Source organism: Marmoricola sp. Leaf446 (assembly GCF_001424755.1).
Lineage (GTDB): Bacteria > Actinomycetota > Actinomycetes > Propionibacteriales > Nocardioidaceae > Marmoricola.
In genome coordinates this window covers 1,179,859-1,204,261 of the sequence record NZ_LMRF01000001.1, presented here as the reverse complement: position 1 = coordinate 1,204,261, position 24,403 = coordinate 1,179,859, and the positions used below count along the sequence as shown (strand labels likewise).

General features: G+C 73.7%; 21 protein-coding genes. 5 read left to right on the top strand and 16 right to left on the bottom strand.

Going from position 1 to position 24,403, the window contains the following annotated elements; genetic code table 11:
* Positions 1 to 31 precede the first annotated feature (31 nt).
* The 4 genes from ASG49_RS05665 to ASG49_RS05650 form a co-directional block, all read right to left on the bottom strand.
* On the bottom strand, positions 32 to 1,006 hold the full coding sequence (locus ASG49_RS05665) for an AraC family transcriptional regulator (RefSeq protein WP_200936203.1): 975 nt from the start codon (positions 1,004 to 1,006) through the stop codon (positions 32 to 34).
* Between the two features lie 66 nt (positions 1,007 to 1,072).
* Positions 1,073 to 3,379: a pyruvate dehydrogenase gene (locus tag ASG49_RS05660; protein WP_056538167.1), complete on the bottom strand. Its 2,307-nt coding sequence runs from the start codon at positions 3,377 to 3,379 to the stop codon at positions 1,073 to 1,075.
* Positions 3,376 to 4,605: a CaiB/BaiF CoA-transferase family protein gene (locus tag ASG49_RS05655; RefSeq protein ID WP_056538164.1), complete on the bottom strand. Its 1,230-nt coding sequence runs from the start codon at positions 4,603 to 4,605 to the stop codon at positions 3,376 to 3,378. Before ASG49_RS05655 ends, ASG49_RS05660 begins: the two co-directional genes overlap by 4 nt.
* Entirely contained in the window at positions 4,602 to 5,534 is a 933-nt protein-coding gene (locus ASG49_RS05650; RefSeq protein ID WP_056538161.1) for a hydroxymethylglutaryl-CoA lyase, read from the bottom strand. The genes ASG49_RS05655 and ASG49_RS05650 overlap by 4 nt, the downstream gene beginning before the upstream one ends.
* 124 nt (positions 5,535 to 5,658) lie before the next feature.
* On the opposite strand from ASG49_RS05650, the gene ASG49_RS05645 reads away from it, so the two are divergent.
* Positions 5,659 to 6,558: a hypothetical protein gene (locus ASG49_RS05645; RefSeq protein WP_056538159.1), complete on the top strand. Its 900-nt coding sequence runs from the start codon at positions 5,659 to 5,661 to the stop codon at positions 6,556 to 6,558.
* Positions 6,559 to 6,734: 176 nt separating this feature from the next.
* Here the strand turns inward: ASG49_RS05645 and ASG49_RS05640 are convergent, their stop codons facing one another.
* From ASG49_RS05640 to ASG49_RS05630, 3 genes are all read right to left on the bottom strand, one after another.
* Complete coding sequence (locus tag ASG49_RS05640) at positions 6,735 to 7,754, bottom strand: zinc-binding dehydrogenase (protein WP_082533804.1); 1,020 nt, start codon at positions 7,752 to 7,754, stop codon at positions 6,735 to 6,737.
* A complete protein-coding gene (locus ASG49_RS05635; protein ID WP_082533803.1) occupies positions 7,754 to 8,251 on the bottom strand; it encodes a DinB family protein in 498 nt (165 codons plus the stop codon). Before ASG49_RS05635 ends, ASG49_RS05640 begins: the two co-directional genes overlap by 1 nt.
* Positions 8,252 to 8,367: 116 nt before the next feature.
* Positions 8,368 to 10,545, bottom strand: a complete 2,178-nt coding sequence (locus ASG49_RS05630; RefSeq protein ID WP_056538152.1) for a glutamine synthetase III — start codon at positions 10,543 to 10,545, stop codon at positions 8,368 to 8,370.
* Positions 10,546 to 10,726: 181 nt separating this feature from the next.
* On the opposite strand from ASG49_RS05630, the gene ASG49_RS05625 reads away from it, so the two are divergent.
* Together ASG49_RS05625 and ASG49_RS05620 are read left to right on the top strand one after the other, a co-directional pair.
* Positions 10,727 to 11,161: a VOC family protein gene (locus ASG49_RS05625; protein ID WP_056538149.1), complete on the top strand. Its 435-nt coding sequence runs from the start codon at positions 10,727 to 10,729 to the stop codon at positions 11,159 to 11,161.
* Positions 11,162 to 11,220: 59 nt separating this feature from the next.
* Positions 11,221 to 11,652, top strand: a complete 432-nt coding sequence (locus tag ASG49_RS05620; protein ID WP_056538145.1) for a DUF2237 family protein — start codon at positions 11,221 to 11,223, stop codon at positions 11,650 to 11,652.
* On the opposite strand, the gene ASG49_RS05615 is transcribed toward ASG49_RS05620, so the two are convergent.
* The 9 genes from ASG49_RS05615 to ASG49_RS05575 all read right to left on the bottom strand — a co-directional run bounded on the left by ASG49_RS05615 (position 11,649) and on the right by ASG49_RS05575 (position 21,530).
* Complete coding sequence (locus ASG49_RS05615; protein ID WP_056538141.1) at positions 11,649 to 12,383, bottom strand: hypothetical protein; 735 nt, start codon at positions 12,381 to 12,383, stop codon at positions 11,649 to 11,651. The two genes, ASG49_RS05620 and ASG49_RS05615, sit on opposite strands and share 4 nt — an antisense overlap.
* Positions 12,380 to 13,072 carry a SatD family protein gene (locus tag ASG49_RS05610; RefSeq protein ID WP_082533802.1) on the bottom strand — a complete coding sequence of 231 codons (693 nt, stop codon included), beginning with the start codon at positions 13,070 to 13,072 and terminating at the stop codon, positions 12,380 to 12,382. The genes ASG49_RS05615 and ASG49_RS05610 overlap by 4 nt, the downstream gene beginning before the upstream one ends.
* A 48-nt stretch (positions 13,073 to 13,120) precedes the next feature.
* Positions 13,121 to 16,102: a bifunctional [glutamine synthetase] adenylyltransferase/[glutamine synthetase]-adenylyl-L-tyrosine phosphorylase gene (locus ASG49_RS05605; RefSeq protein ID WP_056538139.1), complete on the bottom strand. Its 2,982-nt coding sequence runs from the start codon at positions 16,100 to 16,102 to the stop codon at positions 13,121 to 13,123.
* Between the two features lie 9 nt (positions 16,103 to 16,111).
* Entirely contained in the window at positions 16,112 to 16,501 is a 390-nt protein-coding gene (locus ASG49_RS05600; protein WP_056538135.1) for a hypothetical protein, read from the bottom strand.
* Positions 16,498 to 16,896, bottom strand: coding sequence for a hypothetical protein (locus ASG49_RS05595; protein ID WP_056538131.1), 399 nt, complete (start codon positions 16,894 to 16,896; stop codon positions 16,498 to 16,500). The genes ASG49_RS05600 and ASG49_RS05595 overlap by 4 nt, the downstream gene beginning before the upstream one ends.
* On the bottom strand, positions 16,893 to 17,285 hold the full coding sequence (locus ASG49_RS05590; protein ID WP_162244497.1) for an STAS domain-containing protein: 393 nt from the start codon (positions 17,283 to 17,285) through the stop codon (positions 16,893 to 16,895). Before ASG49_RS05590 ends, ASG49_RS05595 begins: the two co-directional genes overlap by 4 nt.
* Before the next feature lie 85 nt (positions 17,286 to 17,370).
* Positions 17,371 to 18,708: a glutamine synthetase family protein gene (locus tag ASG49_RS05585; RefSeq protein ID WP_056538128.1), complete on the bottom strand. Its 1,338-nt coding sequence runs from the start codon at positions 18,706 to 18,708 to the stop codon at positions 17,371 to 17,373.
* Positions 18,709 to 18,717: 9 nt separating this feature from the next.
* Positions 18,718 to 19,485 carry a type 1 glutamine amidotransferase gene (locus ASG49_RS05580; RefSeq protein WP_056538125.1) on the bottom strand — a complete coding sequence of 256 codons (768 nt, stop codon included), beginning with the start codon at positions 19,483 to 19,485 and terminating at the stop codon, positions 18,718 to 18,720.
* Positions 19,482 to 21,530 carry an NAD(+) synthase gene (locus tag ASG49_RS05575; protein ID WP_056539847.1) on the bottom strand — a complete coding sequence of 683 codons (2,049 nt, stop codon included), beginning with the start codon at positions 21,528 to 21,530 and terminating at the stop codon, positions 19,482 to 19,484. Before ASG49_RS05575 ends, ASG49_RS05580 begins: the two co-directional genes overlap by 4 nt.
* A gap of 70 nt (positions 21,531 to 21,600) precedes the next feature.
* Here ASG49_RS05575 and panB point away from each other — a divergent pair, with 70 nt between their 5' ends.
* Both panB and ASG49_RS05560 read left to right on the top strand, forming a co-directional pair.
* Positions 21,601 to 22,485: a 3-methyl-2-oxobutanoate hydroxymethyltransferase gene (gene panB, locus ASG49_RS05570; protein WP_056538122.1), complete on the top strand. Its 885-nt coding sequence runs from the start codon at positions 21,601 to 21,603 to the stop codon at positions 22,483 to 22,485.
* Between the two features lie 147 nt (positions 22,486 to 22,632).
* Positions 22,633 to 24,387 (top strand): DUF1800 domain-containing protein, encoded by a 1,755-nt coding sequence (locus tag ASG49_RS05560; RefSeq protein ID WP_156384197.1) that lies wholly within the window; start codon positions 22,633 to 22,635, stop codon positions 24,385 to 24,387.
* Positions 24,388 to 24,403: the final 16 nt, after the last annotated feature.

Sequence of the window (24,403 nt, the reverse complement as noted above, 5' to 3'; positions counted from 1 at the left end):
GCCGGGACGGCTCAGCCCCCGCCGGAACGGCTCAGCCGTGCAGCGTCGCGCTCGGCAGCTCCTGGAACTGCTCGCGGTACTGCTGGGCGAAGCGCGACTGGTGGAAGAACCCCCACCGCATCGCGACGTCGGTGACCCGGGTGGTCCGTGGGTCGGCGCGGAGCAGGTCGGCGCGCACCTTGCCGAGCCGGATCCGGCGTACGTAGGCCATGGGCGGCTCGCCCAGCTGCTCCTGGAAGCCGGCGTGCAGCGACCGCACGCTCACGCACGCGACGCGGGCCAGCGACTCGGGGGTGAGCTCGGTGTCGGCATGCTCCTCGATGTGGCGCAGCACCGGCGCCAGCCGACCCAGCCGGGTGGCGTCGTCGCGGCCGGCGAGGGCGTCGGAGTACTGGTGGCGGCCGGCGGTGAGCAGGTTGGTCAGCACGTAGGCCTCGAGCTGGGAGCGCGCCATCGGCAGGTCTCGTACGCCGCCCGGCCGCTCGAGCTCGGTGGCCAGGAAGCGCACCGAGCGCAGCAGCGCCTGGCCGGGGGCGGTGGTCAGGTCGAGCCCGAAGTCGAAGTCGACGACCTCGGTCACGGGCCGGCCGAGGAGGTCGGCGAGGTGGGACTCCAGGCTGCTGCGGGAGACCTTGAGGATCAGCTGCTCGGCGTCCGGCGACCACCGCACCGTGTTGGCCTGGTGGGGGTTGAGCACGAGCCCGCGCTCCTGGGCCGGCGTGGTCTCGGTGGTGCCGTCGGTGCGGGAGGCCCACGTGGCCCCGGTGAGCTGGAGGTTGATGTGGTACCACTGCTCGGCCGCGGGCATCCGCAGCTCGGTCTCGGCCTGGTAGGTGAGGTAGCCCAGCGTCAGGAAGCGGTCGCTGGTGGCGTTGAGCCGCATGTCCATCGCGTCCTGCGGGCCGACCAGCTCGTGCGGGAGGTAGACCCGCGTGACGGCGTCACGCGCCTCCTCGAGGCTCCGGGTGGCGATCACCGCGTCCCCGGCCAGGAACTCTCTCGGCACTGCGGCACTCCCCACGTCTCGACCTGGTGGCGACCGTCACAGTAGCCGCCACGGCAAGCCTCGCCCTCAGCGTCCGAGGAGGTCCAGGCCCGCCTCGACGATCGAGACGGCGTCGATCCCGTGCAGCGCCTGGGCATCGGCGAGGTCGGAGGACTGGCCGAACTCGCTGACCCCGAGGCAGCGGGTGCGGTCGCCGCGCGCGCCGGCGAGGAAGGCCAGCGTGTGGGGGTGGCCGTCGATGACCGTGACCAGCGGCGCCGGGTGGGCCGGGGGCAGCAGCAGGTCGAGCACGCCCGACCCGACCCCGCCGTGCCGCGAGCCGCGCTGCTGGAACGACCGGAACACCAGGTCGGCGCTGGTCAGGCAGACCACGCCGACCACCAGGCCGCGCTGCCGCAGCTGCTCGGCCGCGGCGAGCACCTCGGGCATCACCGCGCCGGTGCCGACCAGGGTGACGTCCTCGTCCTGGGCGGGGTGGTCGGTGATGCGGTAGCCGCCGCTGACGGCCTGGCGACGGCGCCGCTCCCGCAGCACCTCGTCGTCTGGCACCCGCGCCAGCGTCGGGTCGACCGGCCGCGTCGAGAGCCGGAAGTACGCCGAGGTGCCGCCCGGCACCCCGACCTGGTCCATCGCGTGCAGGAAGCACCACTCGAGGTCCTGGGCGAAGGCGGGCTCCCACGCGACGCAGCCGGGCTGCTCGAGCCCGATCGAGGGGGTCGAGATCGACTGGTGGGCGCCGCCCTCGGCCGCGAGGGTGACGCCGCTGGGGGTGCCGACGAGGATCGACTGGCCCCCGGCGTACAGGCCGAAGGACCAGGGCTCCAGGGCCCGGCTCAGGAACGGGTCGTAGAGGGTGGCGACCGGGATCAGCCGCTCGCCCCAGCGCGACCACGTCGCGCCGAGCTCGCCCAGCAGCCCGACGAGGTTGACCTCGGCGATCCCGAGCTCGAGGTGCTGGCCCTGCTGGGACTCCGCCCACCGCAGCACCCGCTGGTCGTCGTCGGCGAACCAGTCGCGCCGCTCGGCGACCGACCACACGCCGGTCTTGTTGATCCAGCCGCCCAGGTTGGTCGAGGAGGCGACGTCGGGACTGCACGTCACCACCCGTGCGGCCACGTCGGGAGCGTCGCGGACCAGGTCGGCCAGCAGCCGGCCGAGCGCGGCCTGCGTGGAGACCTGCTTGCGGTAGGCGTGGCCCAGCGACGCCGGGACCCGGAGGTCGTCCCCGGGCTCGACGACCGGCCGGGCCAGCTCCTCGCGGCGCCTGGTCGCGAGCCGCGCCGCCGGCGAGCCGTCGGGCAGGCCCGCCCAGGGGTCGTCGAGGTCGCACCCGGTCGCCTCGGCCAGCGCGCGCATCTGCTGCTCGGTCAGCAGCACCGAGTGGTTGTTGGGGTGCCCCTCCGTCGGGAGCCCGCGGCCCTTGACGGTGTAGGCGAAGACCACGGTGGGGCGGTGGTCGTCGACGGTGGCGAAGGTGTCGACCAGCAACCCGAGGTCGTGGCCGCCGAGGTCGCGGACCGCGGCGACGAGGTGGTCGGTGGGCACCGACCCGACCAGCTCGCGCAGGGCGTCGGGGCTGTCGCTGCCGAGCAGCCGGTCGGCGACCTCGTCGGGGTCGACCCGCAGCATCCGCTGGTACTCCTCGTTGGGCATCGCCTCCATCCGCGCCCGCAGCAGGTCTCCCCCGGGCCGGTCGAACAGCTCCGAGACCAGGCGTCCCCACTTGAGCGTCACGACCTGCCACCCGGCGGCCTCGAACATCGCCTGCAGGCGCGCGATCGCGATGTCGGGCACCACCCGGTCCAGCGACTGGCGGTTCATGTCGACCACCCACAGCAGCTCGCCGAGGCTGGCGACCTGCGGGTCGGCGACCGCCTCCCAGATCGCGCCCTCGTCGAGCTCGGCGTCGCCGAGCAGGCTGACGAAGCGACCCGCCTCGGGCACGTCGGGCCGCTGCGAGCGCACGTAGCGGTGCGCCATCGCCGCCCACAGCGCCGCCGTCGCGCCGATGCCGACCGACCCGGTCGAGAAGTCCACGGTGTCGGGGTCCTTGGACCGCGAGGGGTAGGACTGCAGCCCGCCCTTGGCGCGCAGCGTCGGCAGGTAGGAGGCGTCGAGGTCGCCCAGCAGGTAGTTCACGGCGTGCAGCACCGGGGAGGCGTGCGGCTTGACCGAGACCCGGTCGAGCGAGGTCAGCTGGTCGAACCACAGCGCCACCACGATGTCGACCATCGAGGCCGACGAGGCCTGGTGGCCGCCGACCTTGATGCCGCTGTCGTCGGGCCGCCCCCGGTTGGCCGCGTCCACGATCGCCGCGGAGAGCCACAGCACCCGCTGCGAGACCTCGCGCAGCGCGGCCAGGTCGGCGGTCATGGGCTCTCCTCGTGGGTCGGGGCGGGGGTGCTCCGGCCGAGGACCTCCTCGTGGAGCCACTGCGTGTCCGCGCCCAGGTCGGGGCCGAGGTGGCGGACCGGCAGCGAGGCCTCCCCCAGCACCGGCACGATCCCGGGGAACGCCACCGGCCGCTGCGTGCCCTCGACGTCGACGAGGTGCTCCTGCACCATGTCGCGGCTGCGGTACTGCTCGTCGTCGACGATGTCCTCGGCCTTGTAGATCGGGCCCGCCGGCACGCCCGCCTCGTCGAGCACGCGCAGCACGTCCTCGCGGTCGTGCTGCCGCGTCCAGGCCTCGATCGCCTCGTCGAGCTCGTCGCGTCGCGCCCAGCGGCCGGCGTTGCCCGCCACCGAGGGGTCCTCGGCCAGGTCGTCGCGGCCGATGGTGCGCATCAGCCGGCCGAAGATCGAGTCGCCGTTGCCCGCGATCACCACCGAGGCGCCGTCGCGGCAGACGTAGGCGTTGGACGGGGCGATGCCCTCCATCCGCCCGCCGGTACGCCGGCGCAGCACGTCGTACGCCGAGTAGTCGGGCACCAGCGACTCCATCATCGAGAACACCGCCTCGTGCAGCGCGACGTCGACGTGACGCTCGGCCGCCGTCACCGGCGGCACGCCGTCGGCCCGGCGCTTCTCTCGGTCCAGCAGCGACATCACCACGCCGAACGCGGCGTACAGGCCCGCGATGGAGTCGCCGATCGAGACGCCGACCCGGGCCGGGGGCCGGTCGGGGTCGCCGACGAGGTCGCGCATCCCGCCGAACGCCTCGGCGACGGCCGCGAAGCCGGGGCGTCCGGCCATCGGTCCGGTCTGGCCGAAGGCGGAGACGCGGGCGACGACGAGGTCGGGGTTGGCCTCGGCCAGGACGTCCGCGCCCAGGCCCCACCTGTCCAGCGTGCCGGGGCGGAAGTTCTCGATGAGCGCGTCGGAGCGGGCCAGCAGCGCGAGCACCGTCTCGCGGCCCTCGTCGGTGCGCAGGTCGATCTCGACCGAGCGCTTGTTGCGGTTGATGGTGCGGTAGAGCAGCGAGGTGTCGCCGCCGTAGAGCCGCCAGGTGCGCAGCTCGTCGCCGGTGCCCGGGCGCTCCACCTTGATCACCTCGGCGCCGAAGTCGGCCAGCAGCCGGCCGGCGGTCGGGGCGGCGATGTAGTTGCCGAGCTCGACGACGCGGACGCCGGCGAGGGGCTGCTGGGGGTCGTGGGTCACGACGCGGCCCCGGGCAGCAGGTCGCCGGCGCGGCCGAGCAGGGCCTGCACCGGGCTGGCGAGCTCCTCGGACAGCCAGGACGCGGTGTCGACCAGGGGCGCGAGGTCCTGCACCTCGGCGCCCGCGACCTCCACGCCCGAGCGGCGCAGCAGGTGGAGCAGGTCCTCGGTGGCGATGTTGCCGGTCGCCGCCGGCGCGAACGGGCAGCCGCCGAAGCCACCCACCGAGGCGTCCAGCGAGACCCGGTCGCCGTGGCCCGCGAGATCGAGCGTGGTCGCGGCCCACGCGTTGGCGTAGCCGGTGTTGCGGGTGTTGTGGAAGTGGAACCGCAGCCGCGGCACCCGGCTGTCGCCCGCCACCAGGGCCGCGAGCGCGTGCACCTGGGCGGGCACCCCGACGCCGATGGTGTCGGCGAAGGCCAGCTCGTCGATGCCGAGGTCGGCGACCCGCTCCACGACGCGCGCGACCTGGGAGACCGGCACCTCTCCCTGGAACGGGCAGCCGAAGGCGACGGCCAGGGTCACGCTCGCGCGCTTGCCGGCGTCGCGCGCGACTCGCACCGCGGCGGCCGCGTGCTCGAGGCCCTGCTCGACGGTGACGCCCTGGTTGCGGGTGGCGAAGTCGTCGGTCACCGGCAGCACGACGTTGAGCTCGTCGCAGACCGTCTCGGCGGCCCGCTCGGCACCGCGTCGGTTGAGCACCAGCCCGATCAGGTCGACGTCGTCGCGGACCGTCAGCCCGGCCAGCACCTCCTCGGCGTGGGCCATCTGCGGGACGCGGTCGCCCCGCACGAAGCTCACCGCCTCCAGGCGGCGTACGCCGGCCGCGACCAGGCGCTCGATGAGCGCGATCCTGGTCTCGACGGGGAGCGTGCGCGACTCGTTCTGCAGTCCGTCGCGAGGACCGACCTCGACCAGCTCGACCACCATGGCGTCCACCTTGTCCGACGCCCGGTGGCCTGGGGCAGCCGTTGCCCGCACCGCGGTGTCCGATACCCGCACGATCGCAGCCGCGGCATGGCGCCTGTGGTCCGGGTCACACCATGATCGCGCCATGGACTACAGCGAGGCACGGGCCGCGTTCTTCGGCGGCCGCGACGGGGACGTGCGGTCCCTGGACTGGACGACGCCGGCGCGCCGGCTGCGTGACGCGATCGAGCCGTTGGCGACGATCTGCTTCTGGAGCGAGCCGGCCTACGACGAGTACGCCGCCCTCGGGCTGGACTTCCTGCAGGGCTACGTCTACAGCCGGGCCAGCGTGCTGGGCGACGTCGAGCCCCGCGTGGCCTCCGCCGCGTTCGGCGTCTTCGAGCCGGGGCTGGTCGCCGACCTGTTCGCCTCGGCCCGGTCGACGGCGAGCGTGGACGACGTGCGCGCGGCCAAGGAGCGGGGCGCCGTCACGGCGCTGCGCGAGTGCCTCGGCGAGCCCGAGGAGCTGGCCGAGGTCGTGGCGGTGCTGCGCCGCGCGTGCGAGGCCGCCGACCCGACCGGCCGGGCGCTGCACGCCGGCCTCACCGGGCTGGCCTGGCCCGAGGACCTCCTCGGTCAGCTGTGGCACGCCTGCACGATCCTGCGCGAGCACCGCGGCGACGGCCACCTCGCGACCCTGGTCGCCTCGGGCGTCGACGGCGTGCAGGCCAACCAGCTCACCGAGCTGTGGGTGGGCTGGGACGCGCTGAGCTACACCGGCTCGCGGGCCTGGAGCCCCGAGGCGATGGACGCCGGCACCGGCACCCTCGCCGAGCGCGGCTGGGTCGCCGACGGCCGCCTCACCGACGCCGGCCGCGCCTTCCGCGAGGACCTCGAGGCCACCACCGACCTCACCGTCGCGGCCGCCGTCGCCGCGATCGGCGACGACCTCGACCGCGTCGTCGCGCGGCTCGACGCCTGGGCCCAGCAGGTGGTCGACCGCGGCTGGTTCCCGCCCGACCCCTACAAGCGCGCGGCCGGCTGACGGCGGACCGAGTCCCTGAGGGGACCAGTCGTGCCCCCGGCTGGTCGAGGAGGTCGCGCAGCGACCGTCACGAGGCCCGCCGGGGGGTCTCGTGACAGGACTTCGTCCTTCCTCGACCACCCGAAGGAGTCCCTCGTCGACCGCCCGGAGGAGTCCTTCCTCGACCACCCCGAGGACTACGGGCTGACGATCACCTTGATGGCGCCGTCGGTCTTCGACGAGGCGACGGCGAAGGCCTCCGCGACGTCGTCGAGGGAGAACCGGTGGGTGACCACCGGGTCGAGGTCGATGCGGCCGCTGCGGACCAGCTCGAGGCTGCGCTCGTACTGGCCGCGCCCGCCGTTGCCGCCCACGCCGTAGACGGTGAGCGTCTTGGCCATGATCGGGATGACCGGCAGCGGTGGCAGGTCGTTGGCCCAGCCGATGTGGGCGACCTTGCCCTCCTTGCGGACGGCGTCGAGCACCATCGCCGAGGACGACGGGAAGCCGCTGGTCTCGATCACGATGTCGGCGCCGACGCCGTCGGTCAGGTCGAGGATCGCCTGGGTGGCGTCGGTCTGCGTGACGTCGATGCAGTCGGTCGCGCCGTAGGGCCGGGAGACCGCGAACGGCGCCTCGCGGGCGTCGGTGACGATCAGCTTGCCGGCCCCCGACAGCGCGCACAGCCGCGTCAGCGCCAGGCCGATCGGGCCCTGGCCGAGCACGACGACGCTCTCCCCCAGCACGATCCGCAACCGGTCGACCGTGTTGAGGCCGACGGCCAGCGGCTCCAGCAGCGAGGCCTGCCAGGCCTCCACGCCGTCGGGACGCGGGATCAGGTTGACGACGGGTACGGCGATCCGCTCGGTCAGGCAGCCGTCGGACCACAGCCCGATCAGCTTCTTCTTCTTGCAGTCGAAGGGCTTGTCGGAGATGCACTCCGGGCACTGGCCGCACGGCAGCGACGGCTTCACGGCGACCGCCCTGCCGACCCACGACTCGTCGACGCCCTCGCCGACGCTGTCCACGCGGCCGGCGAAGTCGTGGCCGGGGACCCGCGGGAAGGGGGTGTCGATGCGGCCGTCGTACTGGTGGACGTCGGTGCCGCACAGCGACGCCGACTCGACCTGCACGACGACCCAGCCCGGGCCCGCCTCGGGCTCGGGACGCTCCTCCAGCACGACCTGCTCGAGGCCGGTGAGCACTGCCGCGCGCATCAGACGCCCTCGGGGGCGAACTCGCGGTCGCGCATGATCTCGAAGGCCTGCTCGGTGTGGCTCGAGGCGTGGCCGATGATCAGCGGGGTCCACTCCTCGACCGTCATGGTGCCGAGGTCGGGGATGGTCACGGTGCGGGCGAGCACCTCGGTCGAGACCGCGGCCCCGGCCGTGGTGATCGTACGACGGGTGCTGGCCAGCTGCTGGCGGGCCAGCTCGATCGTCGGCGGCGGGTAGCCGAGCATGTCGTGGCCGACCTCCTCGCGGAACACGAAGTCGAGGTCGGGGTCGTTCTCGAGCCGCTTGATGTCGCCGAGCCACAGGATCGAGCACATGTTGATGTGCGAGATGACCTGCGCCACCGACCAGCCGCCGTCGCGGTGGGCCCGGTGCAGGTCGCCGTCCGACAGCTGCTCCAGCGCGGCGTCGAGCCGCCCCAGTGCCGCGTCGGCGTCGTCCACCGCCCTCGAGATGGGCTCCGGCACCTGTGCGCTCATGACTGCTCCTCTCGTCGCCCTCGACGCCGAGGACCTGAGGTCGAGCCTCGTCCAGGACCGGTGCGGCTCGATATCCCGCCGCCGCACCGGCCTGTCCGTCTAGCGCACGTCGAGGATCAGAGCAGGTAGAGCATCTCCTGGTAGGTCGGCAGCGACCACAGGTCGTCGGCCACGACGCCCTCGAGGGTGTCGGCGGCCTCGCGGACCGCGGCCATCGCCGGGATCACGGTGTCGCGGCAGTAGGTCGCCGCCTCCATCGCGTCCTCGGGGTGCTCGTGGGCGACCGCTGCGGCGAGCTCCTTGAGCCCGGCGCGGAGCGCGGCCAGCGGCACCGAGACGGCCTCGAGGTCGGCGAGGTCGGCGTCCACCCCGGCGGCCTTGAGCGCGGAGACGTTGGTGGCGAGCTCGGTCTGGTAGCGCACCGCCGCGGGCAGCACGATGGTGGTGCCCATCTCGAGGGTCAGGTTGGCCTCCACCGAGATCGACAGGACGTACTGCTCCAGCCCGATCTCGTAGCGGCTGTGCATCTCGCGGTCGTTGAAGACGTCGTACTTGGCGAACAACGCCAGCGCCTCGGGCGTGATCAGCTCGGGCAGGGCGTCGACGGTGGTGCGGAGGTTCTTCAGGCCCCGCTGCTCGGCCTCGACCGGCCACTCGTCGGAGTAGCCGTTGCCGTTGAAGATGACCTTGCCGTGCTCGGTGACGATCTCGGTCAAGAGCGACTGGACGGCCTCGTTGAAGTCGGTGCCGGCGGCCACGGCGTCCTCGAGGTAGGTCGCCGCGTGGTCGAGCGCCTCGGCCATGATCGTGTTGAGCACGACCATCGGGCCGGCCACCGTCTGGTTGGAGCCCGGCGCGCGGAACTCGAACCGGTTGCCGGTGAAGGCGAACGGGCTGGTGCGGTTGCGGTCGCCCGGGTCCTTGCTCAGGTTGGGCAGCGTGTCCACGCCGATGGTCAGCGTGCCCTTCTCCTTGGAGTGGGTCGCACCGCCCTTGGCGATCTGGTCGAAGACGTCGGCGAGCTGGTCGCCCAGGAAGATCGAGATGATCGCCGGCGGCGCCTCGTTGGCGCCGAGGCGGTGGTCGTTGCCGGCCGAGGCGACCGAGCTGCGCAGCAGCCCGCCGTACTGGTGGACCGCGCGGACCACGGCGGCGCAGAAGACGAGGAACTGCGCGTTGTCGTGGGGGTTGTCGCCGGGCACGAGCAGGCTGCCGAGCTCGGCGTTGCCGAGCGAGAAGTTGACGTGCTTGCCCGAGCCGTTGACGCCGTCGAAGGGCTTCTCGTGGAACAGGCACTCCATGCCGTGCTTGCGCGCGACCGACTTGAAGGTCGTCATCAGCAGCTGCTGGTGGTCGCTGGCCTCGTTGGCGCGCTCGAACATCGGGGCCACCTCGAACTGGCCCGGGGCGACCTCGTTGTGCCGCGTCTTGGCGGGGATGCCGAGCTTGAACAGCTCCCGCTCGGTGTCCATCATGAAGCCGAGCACGCGCTCGGGGATGGCACCGAAGTAGTGGTCGTCGAACTCCTGGCCCTTGGGCGGCTTGGCCCCGAAGAGCGTGCGGCCGGCGTTGAGCAGGTCGGGCCGGGCGGTGAAGAAGTGGCTGTCGACCAGGAAGTACTCCTGCTCGGGGCCGCAGTAGGCCACCACGTTGTCGGGGTCGTCGTGGCCGAAGAGCCGCAGCACCCGCTTGGCCTGCGCCGACATCGCCTGCTGCGAGCGCAGCACGGGCGTCTTGTGGTCGAGCGCCTCACCGGTCATCGAGATGAAGATGGTGGGGATGCACAGCGTGTTGCCGTTGGGGTTCTCCAGCACGTACGCCGGGCTCATCACGTCCCAGCCGGTGTAGCCGCGCGCCTCGAAGGTGTTGCGCAGCCCGCCGTTGGGGAACGACGACGCGTCGGGCTCGCCCTGCACCAGGGTCTTGCCCGAGAACGACGCGAACGCCGTGCCGTCGCCCACCGGGTCCAGGAAGCTGTCGTGCTTCTCCGCGGTCAGGCCGGTCAGCGGGTAGAAGACGTGCGCGTAGTGGGTCGCGCCCTTCTCCATCGCCCAGTCCTTCATCGCCGAGGCGACGGCGTCGGCCACGTCGGGGTCCAGCGGCGTCGACTTCTCGATGGTGGAGACCACCGACTTGTAGACGCCCTTGGGCAGCCGCTTCTGCATCACGTTGAGGCTGAAGACGTTCTCGCCGAAGATCTGGCCGGGCTCCTCGCCCGGGTCGAAGCTGTACGCCGGGGGCACCGTGGACTCGACGCCCTTGATGGCCTGCAGCCGGACCTGGTTGGCGGTCATGGGGAACTCCTGGGTGAGTGGGGCCCGAGATGGCTCGTGTCCCGCCGAACCTAGGCGGGCCAGGTCACGGGGTTGTTTCGTGCTCGTGTCCCTCGGCACCCCGGGCGATGATTCCGAGCACCCACCCCGGTCGGTTCCACGACGGCAACCGGCCGAGGCACCCGCACCCCGAGGAGACCCGATGTCCCGCTACCTGACCACCTACCTGATCTTCGACACCACGGCCCGCGAGGCGATGGAGTTCTACCAGTCCGTGCTCGGCGGGAAGCTCGAGGTGATGACCTTCGGCGACATGGGCGCGACCGGCCCGACGCCGCCGCCCGAGGGCGTGATGCACGCGCTGCTCGTCACCGACGACGGCTTCCGGCTGATGGCCTCCGACGGCCCTCCCGGCGAGCAGATCCGCAACGGCAACGACTTCGGGGTCGCGCTGAGCGGCGACGCCGCCGACGAGGCCGTGCTCAAGGGCTGGTGGGACGCGTTCGCCGCGAAGGGCACGGTCGACGTGCCGCTGGAGAAGCAGATGTGGGGTGCCTCCTTCGGCCAGGTGACCGACCCGTGGGGCGTGGCCTGGATGTTCAACATAGAGAGCGGCGAGGAGCCCGGCGCCTCCTGAGGCCAGCCCGACCCGGCGCGGCGTACGCCACCCCCGCGCCGGGCGCGCATGCTGTCCCCATGAGCCCTGACGACCCCGCGGACGACCCCGCTCCCGTCCCCGAGGAGCGCAACGTCGTCGGGGGGCCGCTCGAGCCGTGCGGCACCGAGCCGATGACCGGCTTCTACCGCGACGGCTGCTGCAGCACCGGCGCCGAGGACCGCGGCAGCCACACCGTCTGCGCGGTGATGACGGTGGAGTTCCTGGCCCACCAGCGCGCCATCGGCAACGACCTGTCGACGCCGGTCCCGCATTACGCCTTCCCCGGCCTGGTCCCCGGCGACCGGTGGTGCGTGACCGCGCGCAACTGGGGCGTGGCCCACGCCGACGGCGTGGCGGCGCCCGTGGTGCTGGCCTCCACCAACGCGGCCGTGCTGGCGCTGCTCCCCCTCGAGGTGCTGCGGACCCACGCCGTGGACGTGCCCGGCGACCTCAGCGGCCTCGACGGCTAGAGCCGGGCCAGCGCGAGGCAGGACAGCGCGAACAACCAGCTGACGAAGCTGCCGACCAGGAAGTACTCCGTGAGCCGGTGGATCCGCGCCTGCTCCACCCGCGACTGCAGCTCGGGCCAGCGCAGCAGCCCCTTGGCCGCGATCACGATGCTGGCCGCGGTGAGCTCGCCGGCCAGGCCCAGGCCGACGATGAACAGCCGCTCCATCGGGCCGAGCAGCCGGCCGCCCTTGAGCTGCTGCTCGGGGTCGTCGACCGTGTCGTGGACGGCGGGCTCGACCGTGCCGGTGACGGCGAGCACCAGCCGGACCACCACGTTGCCGGTGCTGAGCTGGGCCAGCAGCACCCCGACGAGCAGCAGCAGCCGCTCCACGCTGAGGTGGCGTACGCCGGGGAAGCCCGACCCGTCCACCCACGACCCGACCACACCCCCGCCCTCGCCGGCCGTGCCGGAGAGCAGCAGCGCCAGCACCACCGCGACGACCACGACCCCGAGCGGCGGCACCGCGCTCCCGCCCCGCAGGTGGCGGTCGACCGTCAGCCCCCAGGCGACGCCCGCGGCCGCGATCCCCAGCAGGGCGACGACGTCGGTGACCGAGGTGAGCCCGGCCAGCAGCCCGAGCAGCACGGCGAGCGAGCCGCCGACGCAGCCCTCCAGGCCGCCCAGCGGACGGCACGAGCGCACCAGGTCGGTGACGCCCAGCCCCACCAGCAGCAGCGCGATCCAGCTCACGTGACCCTCCTCAGCAACGCGTCGGCCGCCACCACGACGGCCAGCCCGTCGTGCCGCACCCGCTGGGAGACCGCCGAGGCGGAGACGCCCTCGGCCGCGGCGAGGTCGGCCTGGGGCCGGCCCTGCAGCAGTCCCCCCAGCAGCCGCAGCGACCGGGGCGAGGCTGATCCCACCACCTCGTCCTGACAGAGCAGCGCGGCGTTGACCAGGTCGGGGTCGGGGCCGGCCACGCCCTCGCTCCGCCGGTACGACGTGCGGCGGTGCCGCAACCCGGCCCGGCGCGCCGACCGCTTGACCTCCTCGACCGCCTCGCGGGCGGCCCACCAGCCGGGGCCGTCCTCGACACGGGGCTCGTCGGCCAGCGTCGCGACCGGGCCCCAGCCCACCCCGAAGCGCACGTCGACCGGCTCCGGCTCGGGGCCCTCGCCGACCGGCGCGCCGGCCAGCGCGGTGCGCAGCAGGAGCACGGCGTGCAGCGCCTCACCCACGCCCGCGAAGGCGCCCTGGAACTCGTCGCCGACCGTGATCCGCCAGGGGGTGAGCGGTCCGCTCACCTCGTTGGACTCCGCGACGGCGGCTGCGAGCCGCGCGTGCAGGTCGGTCCGGTCGGCCGCCGCCCGGGACCCGACCACGTCACCGATGACGACCGCCGCGACCGAGCCTGAAGCAACGGGCTTCATCGAGGACATCTGAAGATGATAGCTTCATCTAGCCGCGGGTGGGGACCTCGTCAACGACTAGCCCCAGAACACCCGGTCGACGATGCCACGGGCACGTCGGGCGGAGCGCAGGTAGTCGTTGACCATGGCCTCGGACTCCCCCGGATCGTACTGCAAGATCGCGGCCACGGCGGCTCGCTCCCGGGCGTCGCGGGGCAGCTGGTCGGCGGGCTTGCCCCGCACCTGGACGGTGGCGTTGCGTGCCCGGCTGGCGAACCGCCAGGCCTCCACCAGGCCCTCCGCGTCGGCCTCGTCGAGCAGCTCGTGCTCGACGGCGACACGCAGCGCCTCGAGCGTCTTGGTGGTGCGCAGCTCGGGCACGCGGCCGGCGTGCTGCATCTGCAGCAGCTGCACCGTCCACTCGACGTCGGAGAGCCCGCCGCGTCCCAGCTTGAAGTGCGTCGCGGGGTCGGCGCCCCGGGGCAGCCGCTCGGCGTCGACGCGGGCCTTGATGCGGCGGATCTCGACGACGTCGTCCTGGCTGAGCCCGTCGGCGGGGAAGCGCAGCGGGTCGACGAGCGCCGTGAACCGCTCCTGCACGTCGGCGTCGCCCACCACCGGGGCCGCCCGCAGCAGCGCCTGCGCCTCCCAGACGGCCGACCACTTGGCGTAGTAGGCGGCGTAGGACCCCAGCGTCCGCACCAGCGGCCCCTGCCGCCCCTCGGGGCGCAGGTCGGCGTCGACCTCCAGCGTCGGGTCCTTGCCCTGCTCCCCCAGCAGCCGCCGCAGGTCGTTGACCGCCGCCTGCGCCATCGAGGCCGCCTGCGCGGGGTCGGCCCCGGGCAGCGGGTCGTGCACGAACATCACGTCGGCGTCGCTGCCGTAGCCCAGCTCGAAGCCGCCGTAGCGACCCATCGCCACGACCGCCAGCCGGGTCGGCATCGCCACGCCCCGGGAGGCCTCGACCCCGCGCACCACCGCGGCCAGCGCGGCCTCGAGGGTCGCGCTGGTGACGTCGGTCAGCGCGTAGCCGACCTGCTCGACCCCGAACGGCACGCACAGGTCGGCGACGCTGATGCGCAGCAGCTCGCGCCGGCGGATCGCCCGGATCGCCAGCACCGCCTCGCGAGGATCGTCGCGGCGGCGGCCGGCGGCGGCCATCTCGGCCTGCACCGCGGCCCGGCCCAGCGGCTCGAGCCGCTCGTCCTCGCCCAGCAGCGCCACCGCCTGCGGCTCGCGCTGCAGCAGCCCGGTGGCGTAGCGGCTGGTGGCCAGCACCTGCGCCATCCGCTGCGCCGCCTCGCCCTCGTCGCGCAGCAGCCGGAGGTACCACGGCGTCGAGCCCAGCGCCTCGGAGATGCGGCGGAAGCCGAACAGGCCGGCGTCGGGGTCGGGGGCGTCGGCGAACCACTGCAGCATCGCCGGCAGCAGGGTGCGCTGGATGGCCGCGCTGCGGCGTACGCCGGAGGTCAGCGCCTCGAGGTGCCGCAGCGCCGCCTTGGGGTCGAGGTAGCCCAGGGCCGCCAGCCGCTCGGTCGCGGCCTCCGGGCTGAGCCGGGCCTCGTCGCTGCTCATCCGCGCCACGGCGGCGAGCAGCGGCCGGTAGAACAGCTTCTCGTGCAGCCGGCGCACCTCGCGGCGGTGGAAGTTCCAGAGCTTGTCGAGCTCCCGCACCGGGTCCTTGGTGAAGCCCAGCGAGCGGCCGAGCCGCCGGCGGGCGTCCTCGTCGGCGGGCACCACGTGGGTGCGGCGCAGCTGGTAGAGCTGGATCCGGTGCTCCAGGGTGCGCAGGAAGGCGTAGGCCTCGTGCAGCTCGGCGCCGTCCTCGCGGCCGACGTAGCCCCGCTCGGTGAGGCGGGCGAGCGCCGAGAGGGTCGTCGGCGGCCGGACCTCCTCGTCGGTGCGACCGTGCACCAGCTGCAGCAGCTGCACCGCGAACTCGACGTCGCGCAGCCCGCCCGACCCCAGCTTGAGCTGGCGCTCGGTCTGGTCGGCGGGGATGTGGGCGACGACGCGGCGCCGCATCGCCTGCACCTCCTCGACGAAGCCGTCGCGCTCCGCGGCCGACCACACCAGCGGGCTGATCATCTCGACGTACGCCGCCCCGAGCGCCGCGTCGCCGGCCACGGGCCGGGCCTTGAGCAGCGCCTGGAACTCCCAGGTCTTGGCCCACCGGCCGTAGTAGCCCTCGTGGCTGGCCAGGGTGCGCACGAGCGGGCCCGACTTGCCCTCGGGACGCAGGTTGGCGTCGACCGGCCAGATCGTGCCCTCGCGGGTGTGGTCGCCGCAGACCTGCATCAGCGTCGAGGCCAGCTGGGTGGCGGTGCGCAGCGCGACCGTCTCGGCCACGCCCTCGGCCGCCTCGGCCACGAAGACGACGTCGACGTCGGAGACGTAGTTGAGCTCGTGGCCCCCGCACTTGCCCATGGCCACGACCGCCAGCCGGGCGCCCGAGGCGGCCTCGCCGACCTTGGCGCGGGCCACGGCCAGCCCCGCCTCGAGGGTGCCGGCGGCGAGGTCGCTGAGCTCGGCCGCGACGTCGTCGACACCGACGTGGTGGGCGAGGTCGCGGGCGGCGAGGCCGAGCAGCAGGCGGCGGTACTCCACGCGCAGCGCGTCCAGCGCCTCGGCGTACGGCAGCGTGGCGACCGGTTCGGTGTCGCCGGCGTCGGCGCCCACCGCCTCGAGCAGCGAGCCGCGCAGGCTGCCGGCGGTCGGCCGGGTCGAGCCGAGGCTGGGGTCGCACAGGTCGGACCAGTGCTCGGGGTGGCGGCGCAGGTGCTCGGCCAGCGCCTGGCTCGCCCCGAGCACGCTGAGCAGGCGCATCGAGGTGCCCTCGTCGTCGGAGACCTCACGCAGCAGCCGGTCGCGGTCGTCGACCGCGTCGGCGAGGTCGACCAGCGCGGCCAGCGCCTGGTCGGGGTCGGCGCTGCGGCCGATCAGGGGCAGCAGCGGACCGGCGGCGCCGCCCAGCGAGGCCAGCAGCGGCCCGGCCGCCGAGGTGTCGCGGAAGCCGAGGCGGGCGAGGTCGCCCGCGGAGGGCTGGGCTCGGCTGGGCACCCGCCGAACCTACCGCGCGGGAGTCCAGTCGTGCCCGCCCACGACACCCAGACCGATGAGGGCGATCCCGACCGCGCCGGCGAGGACGCCCAGCACCCCCGCCAGCATCCCGAAGGCGGCGGACCCGCCGAAGAGCACCACGACGCCCCCCAGCGAGCACAGGGTGCCGGCCGTGGCGGGGCGCCGCAGCAGCAGCCACGCCACGCTCCCGAGCACCAGCGTCGGCAGCCCGGCGAGCAGCAGGAGCACGGCCGTCCAGCCGTAGCCCGCGCCGTCCATGCCGCCCACCTCGCTGGACCTCTCCCCGGCCCAGAGCATCACCATCAGCATCACGAAGCCGGTCGCGGTGGTCCCGGCGGCGGCGACGAGGAGCAGCTGCCGGGCCCGCCGGGGAGTCACACCGGCTCCCGGCGCGACCACACCAGCGCCACGACCGACAGGCCGATCACGACCAGGGGCACCGGGAGCTGCAGCACGCCGACCCACGCGGGCAGCGGGGCCGAGAGGACGCCCATCCCGGCGTTCCAGATCGGGATCACGGCCAGGCCCAGGACGAGGCCGACCACCGCCGCGGCCCGGGTGCGCGTCGACCGCAGCCGGAGCACGGTGACGGCGAGCGCGATGCCCACGCCCCCCATGACCGCGAGCACGAGGAACACCGCCGGCCCCAGCCCGGCGACGTCCTCGCCGCCCTCCGTCAGCACCACCACCCCGGCCAGCACGCAGACGGCCCCGGCCACCGCCCCGACCCAGCCCGCCACGGCGAGCAACGGACGCGGGTCGCGCCCGCTCACGACGGGGCCACCGGGGCGCCGGGGTGCACGTCCAGCACGCCGTCCAGGCCGGTGAGCCGCAGCAGCTTCAGCGGCTCGGGCCGGCTGCAGACCACCTCGAGCCGGCGACCGCGCGCGGTCTGCGCCTTCCAGGCGCCGACCAGCACCCCCAGCGCGGTGGAGTCCATGAAGGTGACCTCGTCGAGGTGCACCAGCACCAGGTCGGCCTCCTCGCAGACCGCGGCCTCGAGCGTCTGGCGCAGGCAGGACGCGGTGTGCAGGTCGAGCTCGCCACGCACCGTCACGGTCACCGCCTCGCCCGCGAGCCGGAGGTCGGCTTGGGCGCCGTCGGGCAGGTCGAGGCTGCTGACGGCGGCGTGGTCAGTGACGTGGGTCTCTCGCGTGGTCATGGGCCCACCCTCGCGTCGGGCGCCGCTCCCCCGCATGCGTACTCCTACTCAGGTACGCCGATCCGCTGGCGGGTTGCCGACGCGGTCAGATGACCGGCAGCATCCGGTCGCGCTCGAAGGCGGAGACCTGGCCGCGGTACTCCTCCCACTCCGCACGCTTGTTGCGGAGGAAGAACTCGTAGACGTGCTCGCCCAGCGTCTCGGCGAGCAGCTCGGAGTCCTCGGCGATCTTGATCGCGTCGTGGAGGTTCTTGGGCAGCTGCTCGAGCCCGAGCGCCTTGCGCTCGCGGTCGTTGAGCGACCAGACGTTGTCCTCGGCCTCGCGGGGGAGCTCGTACTCCTCCTCGATGCCCTTCATGCCGGCCGCGAGGATGACCGCGAACGCCAGGTAGGGGTTGCAGGCCGCGTCGATGCTGCGCAGCTCGATGCGGGTCGACTGCGCCTTGTTGGGCTTGTACATCGGCACCCGCACCATCGCGGAGCGGTTGTTGTGCCCCCACGAGATGTAGGACGGGGCCTCGCTGCCGCCGATCAGCCGCTTGTAGGAGTTGACCCACTGGTTGGTCAGCACGGTGATCTCGCTGGCGTGCTTGAGCAGGCCGGCGATGAAGTGCCGGGCCGTGCGCGAGAGCTGGTACTCCGCGCCGGCCTCGAAAAACGCGTTGGTGTCGCCCTCGAACAGCGACACGTGGGTGTGCATCCCCGAGCCGGGGTGGGTCGTGAACGGCTTGGGCATGAAGCTGGCCCAGATGCCCTGGCTCAGCGCTACCTCCCGCACCACGGTGCGGAAGGTCATGATGTTGTCGGCGGTCGAGAGCGCGTCGGCGTACCGCAGGTCGATCTCCTGCTGGCCGGGGCCGCCCTCGTGGTGGCTGAACTCCACCGAGATCCCCATCGACTCGAGCATCGAGATCGCCTCGCGGCGGAAGTCGGCCCCGCGCGACTGCGCGGTGTGGTCGAAGTAGCCGCTGCGGTCGACCGGCACCGGCTCCTCGCCCAGGCCGGGACGGCCGGAGAAGAGGTAGAACTCGATCTCGGGGTGGGTGTAGAAGGTGAAGCCCTTGTCGGCCGCCTGCTGCAGGGTGCGCTTGAGCACGAACCGCGGGTCGGCGTACGACGGGGAGCCGTCCGGCATCCCGATGTCGCAGAACATCCGGGCGGTCGAGGGCCCCTCGCCGCGCCACGGCAGCAGCTGGAAGGTCGTCGGGTCGGGGTGGGCCAGCATGTCGGCCTCGGTCACCCGCGTGAAGCCCTCGATGGCGGAGCCGTCGAAGCCGATGCCCTCGTCGAAGGCGCCCTCGAGCTCGGCCGGCGCGACCGACACCGACTTGAGGTAGCCCAGCACGTCGGTGAACCACAGCCGCACGAAGCGGACGTCGCGCTCCTCGAGTGCCCGGAGCACGAAGTCTTCCTGCTTGCCCATGGCGCGAGCCTAGTGCTCCGGGGTCGCGGGGTGGTCCGACGGGCCCGGCGTCGCGCGCGCCAGCTGCACGAGGCGCTGCGCCAGCGGGCGCCAGGTGCGGTCCAGCTCCTCGCGGGCGGCGTCGAGGTCGCCGAGCAGCCGGGCGACGTCGCCCTCGGCGTGCCGGTCGGGGTCCTCGGCGGCCCACTGCGCCACGATCGCGGCGTCGACCTCGGGGTGGAGCTGCACGCCCCACACGGTCGGGGCGAGCCGGGCCGCCTGCAGCTCGCCCCCCGGCGCGGTCGCCAGCACCACGACGCCGTCGGGCTGCTCGACCACGACGTCGTCGTTGAAGTGCAGCCCGCGGGCGGGCCCGACCGCCACCGCGGAGAGCAACGGGTCAGCCGCGGCCGCGTCGGTCCAGCCGACGGGGAGCAGGCCGAGCTGCTGCCCGGCCGGGTTGGGCGCCGACCGCCCGCCCAGCGCGGCGGCGGCGAGCTGGTGACCCAGGCACACGCCCACCCCCGGCACGGCCCGGTCCGCCGCCTCGCGGACCAGCCGCTTGGTCGGCGTCAGCCAGGCGTGCTCGGCGTCGTCGTGGGCGCCCATCGACCCGCCCAGGACGAGCAGCGCGTCATGGCCGGCCAGGTCGTCGGGCAGCGCGTCCCCGGCGTACGGGCGGCGGACGTCGAGGTCGGCACCGGCCTCGACCAGCCACTCCCCCAGCAGCGCCGCGGGCGCCCCGGCCTCGTGCTCGACGACCAGCACGCGCGGCCGCCCGGGCTCCGACCCGCTCACGCGTCGGGCACGCGGTCGAGCTCGGCCAGCCAGGCGGTGCCGGCGGCGTCGCTGGGCATCCGCCAGTCGCCACGGGGCGACATGGTGCCGCCACCGACGACCTTGGGGCCGTTGGGCAGCGCCGAGCGCTTGAACTGGCTGGAGAAGAAGCGGCGCACGAACACCCCGAGCCAGTGCTTGATCTCCGGCAGGTCGTAGGCGACCCGGCGCTCGTCGGGGAAGTTGGGCGGCCAGTCGCCGTGCGAGGTGTCCTGCCAGGCGTGCCGGGCCAGGAACGCGACCTTGCTGGGCCGCGCCCCGTGGCGCAGCACGTGGAAGAGGGTGAAGTCCTGCAGCGCGTAGGGCCCGACGCTGGACTCGGTGCTCTGCGGCTGCTCGCCCTCGCGGGTGGGCACCAGCTCGGGGGTGATCTCCTGCTCGACGATGGCGCGCAGCAGCTCGTTGACCTCGGCGTCGGCGGCACCGAGCTGCTCGCTGGAGACGACCCACCGGATCAGGTGCTGCACCAGCGTCTTGGGCACGCCGGCGTTGACGGTGTAGTGCGACATCTGGTCGCCGACGCCGTAGGTGCACCAGCCCAGGGCCAGCTCGGAGAGGTCGCCGGTGCCGAGCACGATGCCGCGCCGCTGGTTGGCGGCCCGGAAGAGGTAGTCGGTGCGCAGCCCGGCCTGGACGTTCTCGAAGGTGATGTCGTAGACCTCCTCGCCCGCGGCGTACGGGTGGCCCAGGTCGGCGAGCAGCTGGCGTGCCGCCGGGCGGATGTCGATCTCCTCGAACGTCACCCCCAGCGCCGCCGAGAGCCGGGTCGCGAAGTCCTTGGTCGTGTCGCCCGTGGCGAAGCCGGGCAGCGTGAAGGCCAGGATGTCGCTGCGCGGACGCCCGAGCCGGTCCATCGCCTTGGCCGCCACGATCAGCGCGTGGGTGGAGTCGAGGCCGCCCGAGACGCCGATGACGACCTGCGGCTGCCCGATGGCGCGCAGCCGCTGCTCGAGGCCGGAGACCTGGATGTTGTAGGCCTCGTAGCAGTCCTGCGCCAGCCGCGCCGGGTCGTCGGGCACGAAGGGGAACCGGTCGACCTTGCGGCGCAGCCCGAGGTCGCCCGTGGGCGGGTCGACGGCGAACTCGACCTCGGTCCAGTCGGCCCGCTCGATGCCCAGGCCACGGCGGTTGTCGTCGAAGCTGCCCTGGCGCAGCCGGTCCTGGCGGAGCCGGTCGAGGTCGACGTCGACCACCGTGCGCCGCGGACCGTCGGGGAACCGCTCGGTCTCCCCCAGCAGGTCGCCGCACTCGTAGACCATCGTCTGCCCGTCCCACGACAGGTCGGTGGTCGACTCGCCCTCGCCGGCCGCGGCATAGGCGTACGCCGCGAGGCAGCGCGCGCTGGCCGAGCGGGCCAGCAGGTGCCGGTCCTCGGCGCGGGCGACCGTGATCGGCGAGCCGGAGAGGTTGAGCAGCACCGTCGCGCCGGCCAGTGCGGCCCGGGAGCTCGGGGGCACCGGCACCCACAGGTCCTCGCAGACCTCGACGAAGACGGTGAGGCCCGGCACGTCGGTGGCCCGGAACAGCAGGTCGGAGCCGAACGGCACCTCGGTCCCGTCGACGACGATCGTGCGCCCCACGACGTCGGCCCCCGCGGCGTAGTGGCGGGCCTCGTAGAACTCGCGGTAGGTCGGCAGGTAGGACTTCGGCACCACGCCCAGCACCTCGCCCCGGTGGACCACCACGGCGCAGTTGTGCAGGCGGTTGCCGTCGAGCAGCGGCGCACCGACCACGAGCAGCGGGCGCAGCTCGCGGCTGGCGGCCACCACCTCGGCCAGCGCCGCGTGGACGGCGTCCAGCAGCGGGTCCTGCAGCACGAGGTCGTCGAGGGAGTAGCCGGTCAGGCACAGCTCGGGGAACAGCGCCACCGCCACGCCCTCGTCGTGGCACTCCCGCGCCTGGGCCACCACCGTGGCGGCGTTGCGGGCCGGGTCGGCCAGCGCGACCGGGACGGTGCAGGCGGCGAGGCGGGCGAAGCCGTGGGCGTAGGCGGAGTCGAAGTCCACGTCGGCAGTGTCGCAGAACACCCGCCCGGGGCAGGACCGTCGGGGTGGCCCGGGGACTAGCGTGATCTCCATGAGCGACGAGACCGCACCGCCGTACGGCTCCGGGGCCGCAGCCGCCTCCTCGACCGGCTCCGCCGGCGCCCCCTCCGACGCCGCGCCCGTACGCCGGGTCCGCACCCAGCACCTGCGCGAGCTCAAGCAGCGCGGCGAGCGGTTCGCGATGCTGACGGCCTACGACATGTACACCGCGGAGGTCTTCGACGAGGCCGGCATCGAGGTCCTCCTCGTGGGCGACAGCGCGTCCAACAACGTGCTCGGCAACGAGACCTCGCTCCCGATCACCGTCGAGGAGCTGCTCCCGCTGACCCGGGCGGTGTCTCGCTCGACCCGCCGCTCCCTGGTCGTCGGCGACCTGCCCTTCGGCTCCTACCAGCGTTCGGCGGAGCAGGCCTACGACACCGCCGTGCGGTTCATGAAGGAGGGCGGCGCCCACGCCGTCAAGCTCGAGGGCGGCGTCGAGATGGCCCCCCAGATCGAGCTGCTGACCCGCGGCGGCGTCCCGGTGATGGCCCACATCGGCTTCACCCCGCAGAGCGAGCACGCCCTCGGCGGCTACCGCGTCCAGGGCCGCGGCGAGACCGCCGAGCGGGTCCTCGCCGACGCCCGTGCGGTCGAGGCGGCGGGCGCCTTCGCCGTGGTGATGGAGATGGTGCCCGGCGACGTCGCGGCCCAGGTCACCCGGGAGCTGGCCATCCCCACCATCGGCATCGGCGCCGGCGCCGGCTGCGACGGCCAGGTGCTGGTCTGGCAGGACGCCTTCGGGCTGCGCGGCGGCCGGATGGCGCGCTTCGTCAAGCAGTACGCCGACCTGCGCGGCGTCCTGGCCGACGCCGCCCGCACCTACGCCGACGAGGTGCGCAGCGGCGCCTTCCCGACGGAGGACCACACCTTCTGAGCCCGGGGCGGACTTCCCGACGTCCGTGCCGTGTCCGATTTAGTGCGTTTCGGGGTTTTCGAGACTTAGATCCGATTCCCGGGTGAGACTGGCGACCTCGACGGCTCCCGCCGTCGACGGTCCCGCTCGAGCTCGAGGAATCGGCCCATGGCGCTCATCTCCACCCGCAAGCGACGCCGCAAGCGTCGTCGCAAGGTCGTCACCAAGCCGGTCGTCGTCAGGTCGACGCCGGCGCCGACACCCCGGCCGACCCCGACGCCCACCCCGCGTCCGACACCCGCCCCGAGCACCGCCCCGGCGCCGACCCCCGCCCCGGCGCCGCCGACCACGGCGCCGAGCACGGCACCGGTCCCGAGCACCGCGCCGGCACCCACCTCGACCCCCTCGCCCAGCACGACCCCCACGACGCCGTCGGTGGCGCCCGGCGCGCCGGTGCCCCTGGTGCAGACGCCGCCGATGAGCGGCACCCTGTCGGCGAGCGCGCGGGAGCGCCTGTTCCTCAACCGCTTCGGCACCGGCTTCTCCCAGCGCTCGCTCGCCCAGCTCCGCGCGGTGGGCACCCCGGAGGCCTGGCTGGCCGCCCAGCTGGAGCCCACCCGCATCCAGGAGCACCCGAAGGTCGCCGTCGTCGACGGCTGGTTCTCCTCGCTGCTCACCGACGCGCCCGCCGCGCGGTGGCAGAAGCAGATCGACCAGGTCAAGGGCGGGTGGGTCTACGCCAACGAGCTCGGCAACTGGTCGATGCTGCGCCGGGTCTACTCCGAGCGCACCGTGCTGGAGAAGATGGTCGACTTCTGGGGCAACGCGCTGCACATCCCGGCCAACCACGACCGCGCCTGGATCTACCGCGTCGACTACGACACCACCGTGCGCCGCCACGCCCTGGGCCGCTTCGAGGACCTGCTCCTCGCCACCGCCCTGCACCCGGCGATGCGCCTCTACCTGGACAACTGGAAGAACGTCCGCGACAAGCCCAACGAGAACCAGGGCCGCGAGCTGCTCGAGCTCCACACGGTCGGGCGCGGCGCCGGCTACACCGAGGCGATGGTCAAGGACTCCGCGCGCATCCTGTCCGGCTACACGGTGGACTGGGGCGAGACCTTCGACCCCTACTACAAGACCGCCGCGCACAGCACCGGCACCGTCAGCGTCCTGGGGTTCACCCACCCCAACACCGCCACCGACGGGCAGGCCGTGACCGAGGCCTACCTGCGCCACCTCGCCCGGCACCCCGCGACCGCCCGCAACCTGGCCACCAAGCTGGCGACGTACCTCGTCTCCGACGCGCCCTCGGCCGGCCTCGTCGAGACGCTCGCCCAGGCCTACCTGGACAACGACACCTCCATCGCGGCCGTGCTGACCGCACTGTCGACCCACCCCGAGTTCGCCGCCTCGACCGGCGCCAAGGTGCGGCCCCCCATCGACGACCTGGTCGCCACCGCGCGGGTCCTCCAGGTGGACGTCAACGCGGCTCCCTCGGTCGACGGGGCGTGGTCGGCCCACGCCAACTGGCACCACGGCGGCGCCGCCCTCTACTCCTGGCCCCGCCCGGACGGGGCGCCGCTGCGCAACGAGGCCTGGTCCTCCACCTCCCGCGTCTTCAACTCCTACGAGATGCACCGCAGCCAGGCCGGCGGCTGGTGGCCCAAGGGGGCGACCTACGCGGCGTACGACGCCTGGCTGCCGCGGGCCTCGCTGCCCTTCCCGGAGTACGTCGACCACCTGTGCCGGCGCTGGCTCGGCCGACCGGCGGACGCCCGCCTCCAGCAGGTGGCCCTGCGGTCCGTGGGGCTCTCCACCACCGTGACCACCACCGTCACCAAGGACCACGCGGTCGCCCGCTGGCTCGCTCCGGCGCTCGCCTCGGCGCTGCTGGACACCCCCGACCACATGGCCCCCTGACCGGCGCCCACCCGCA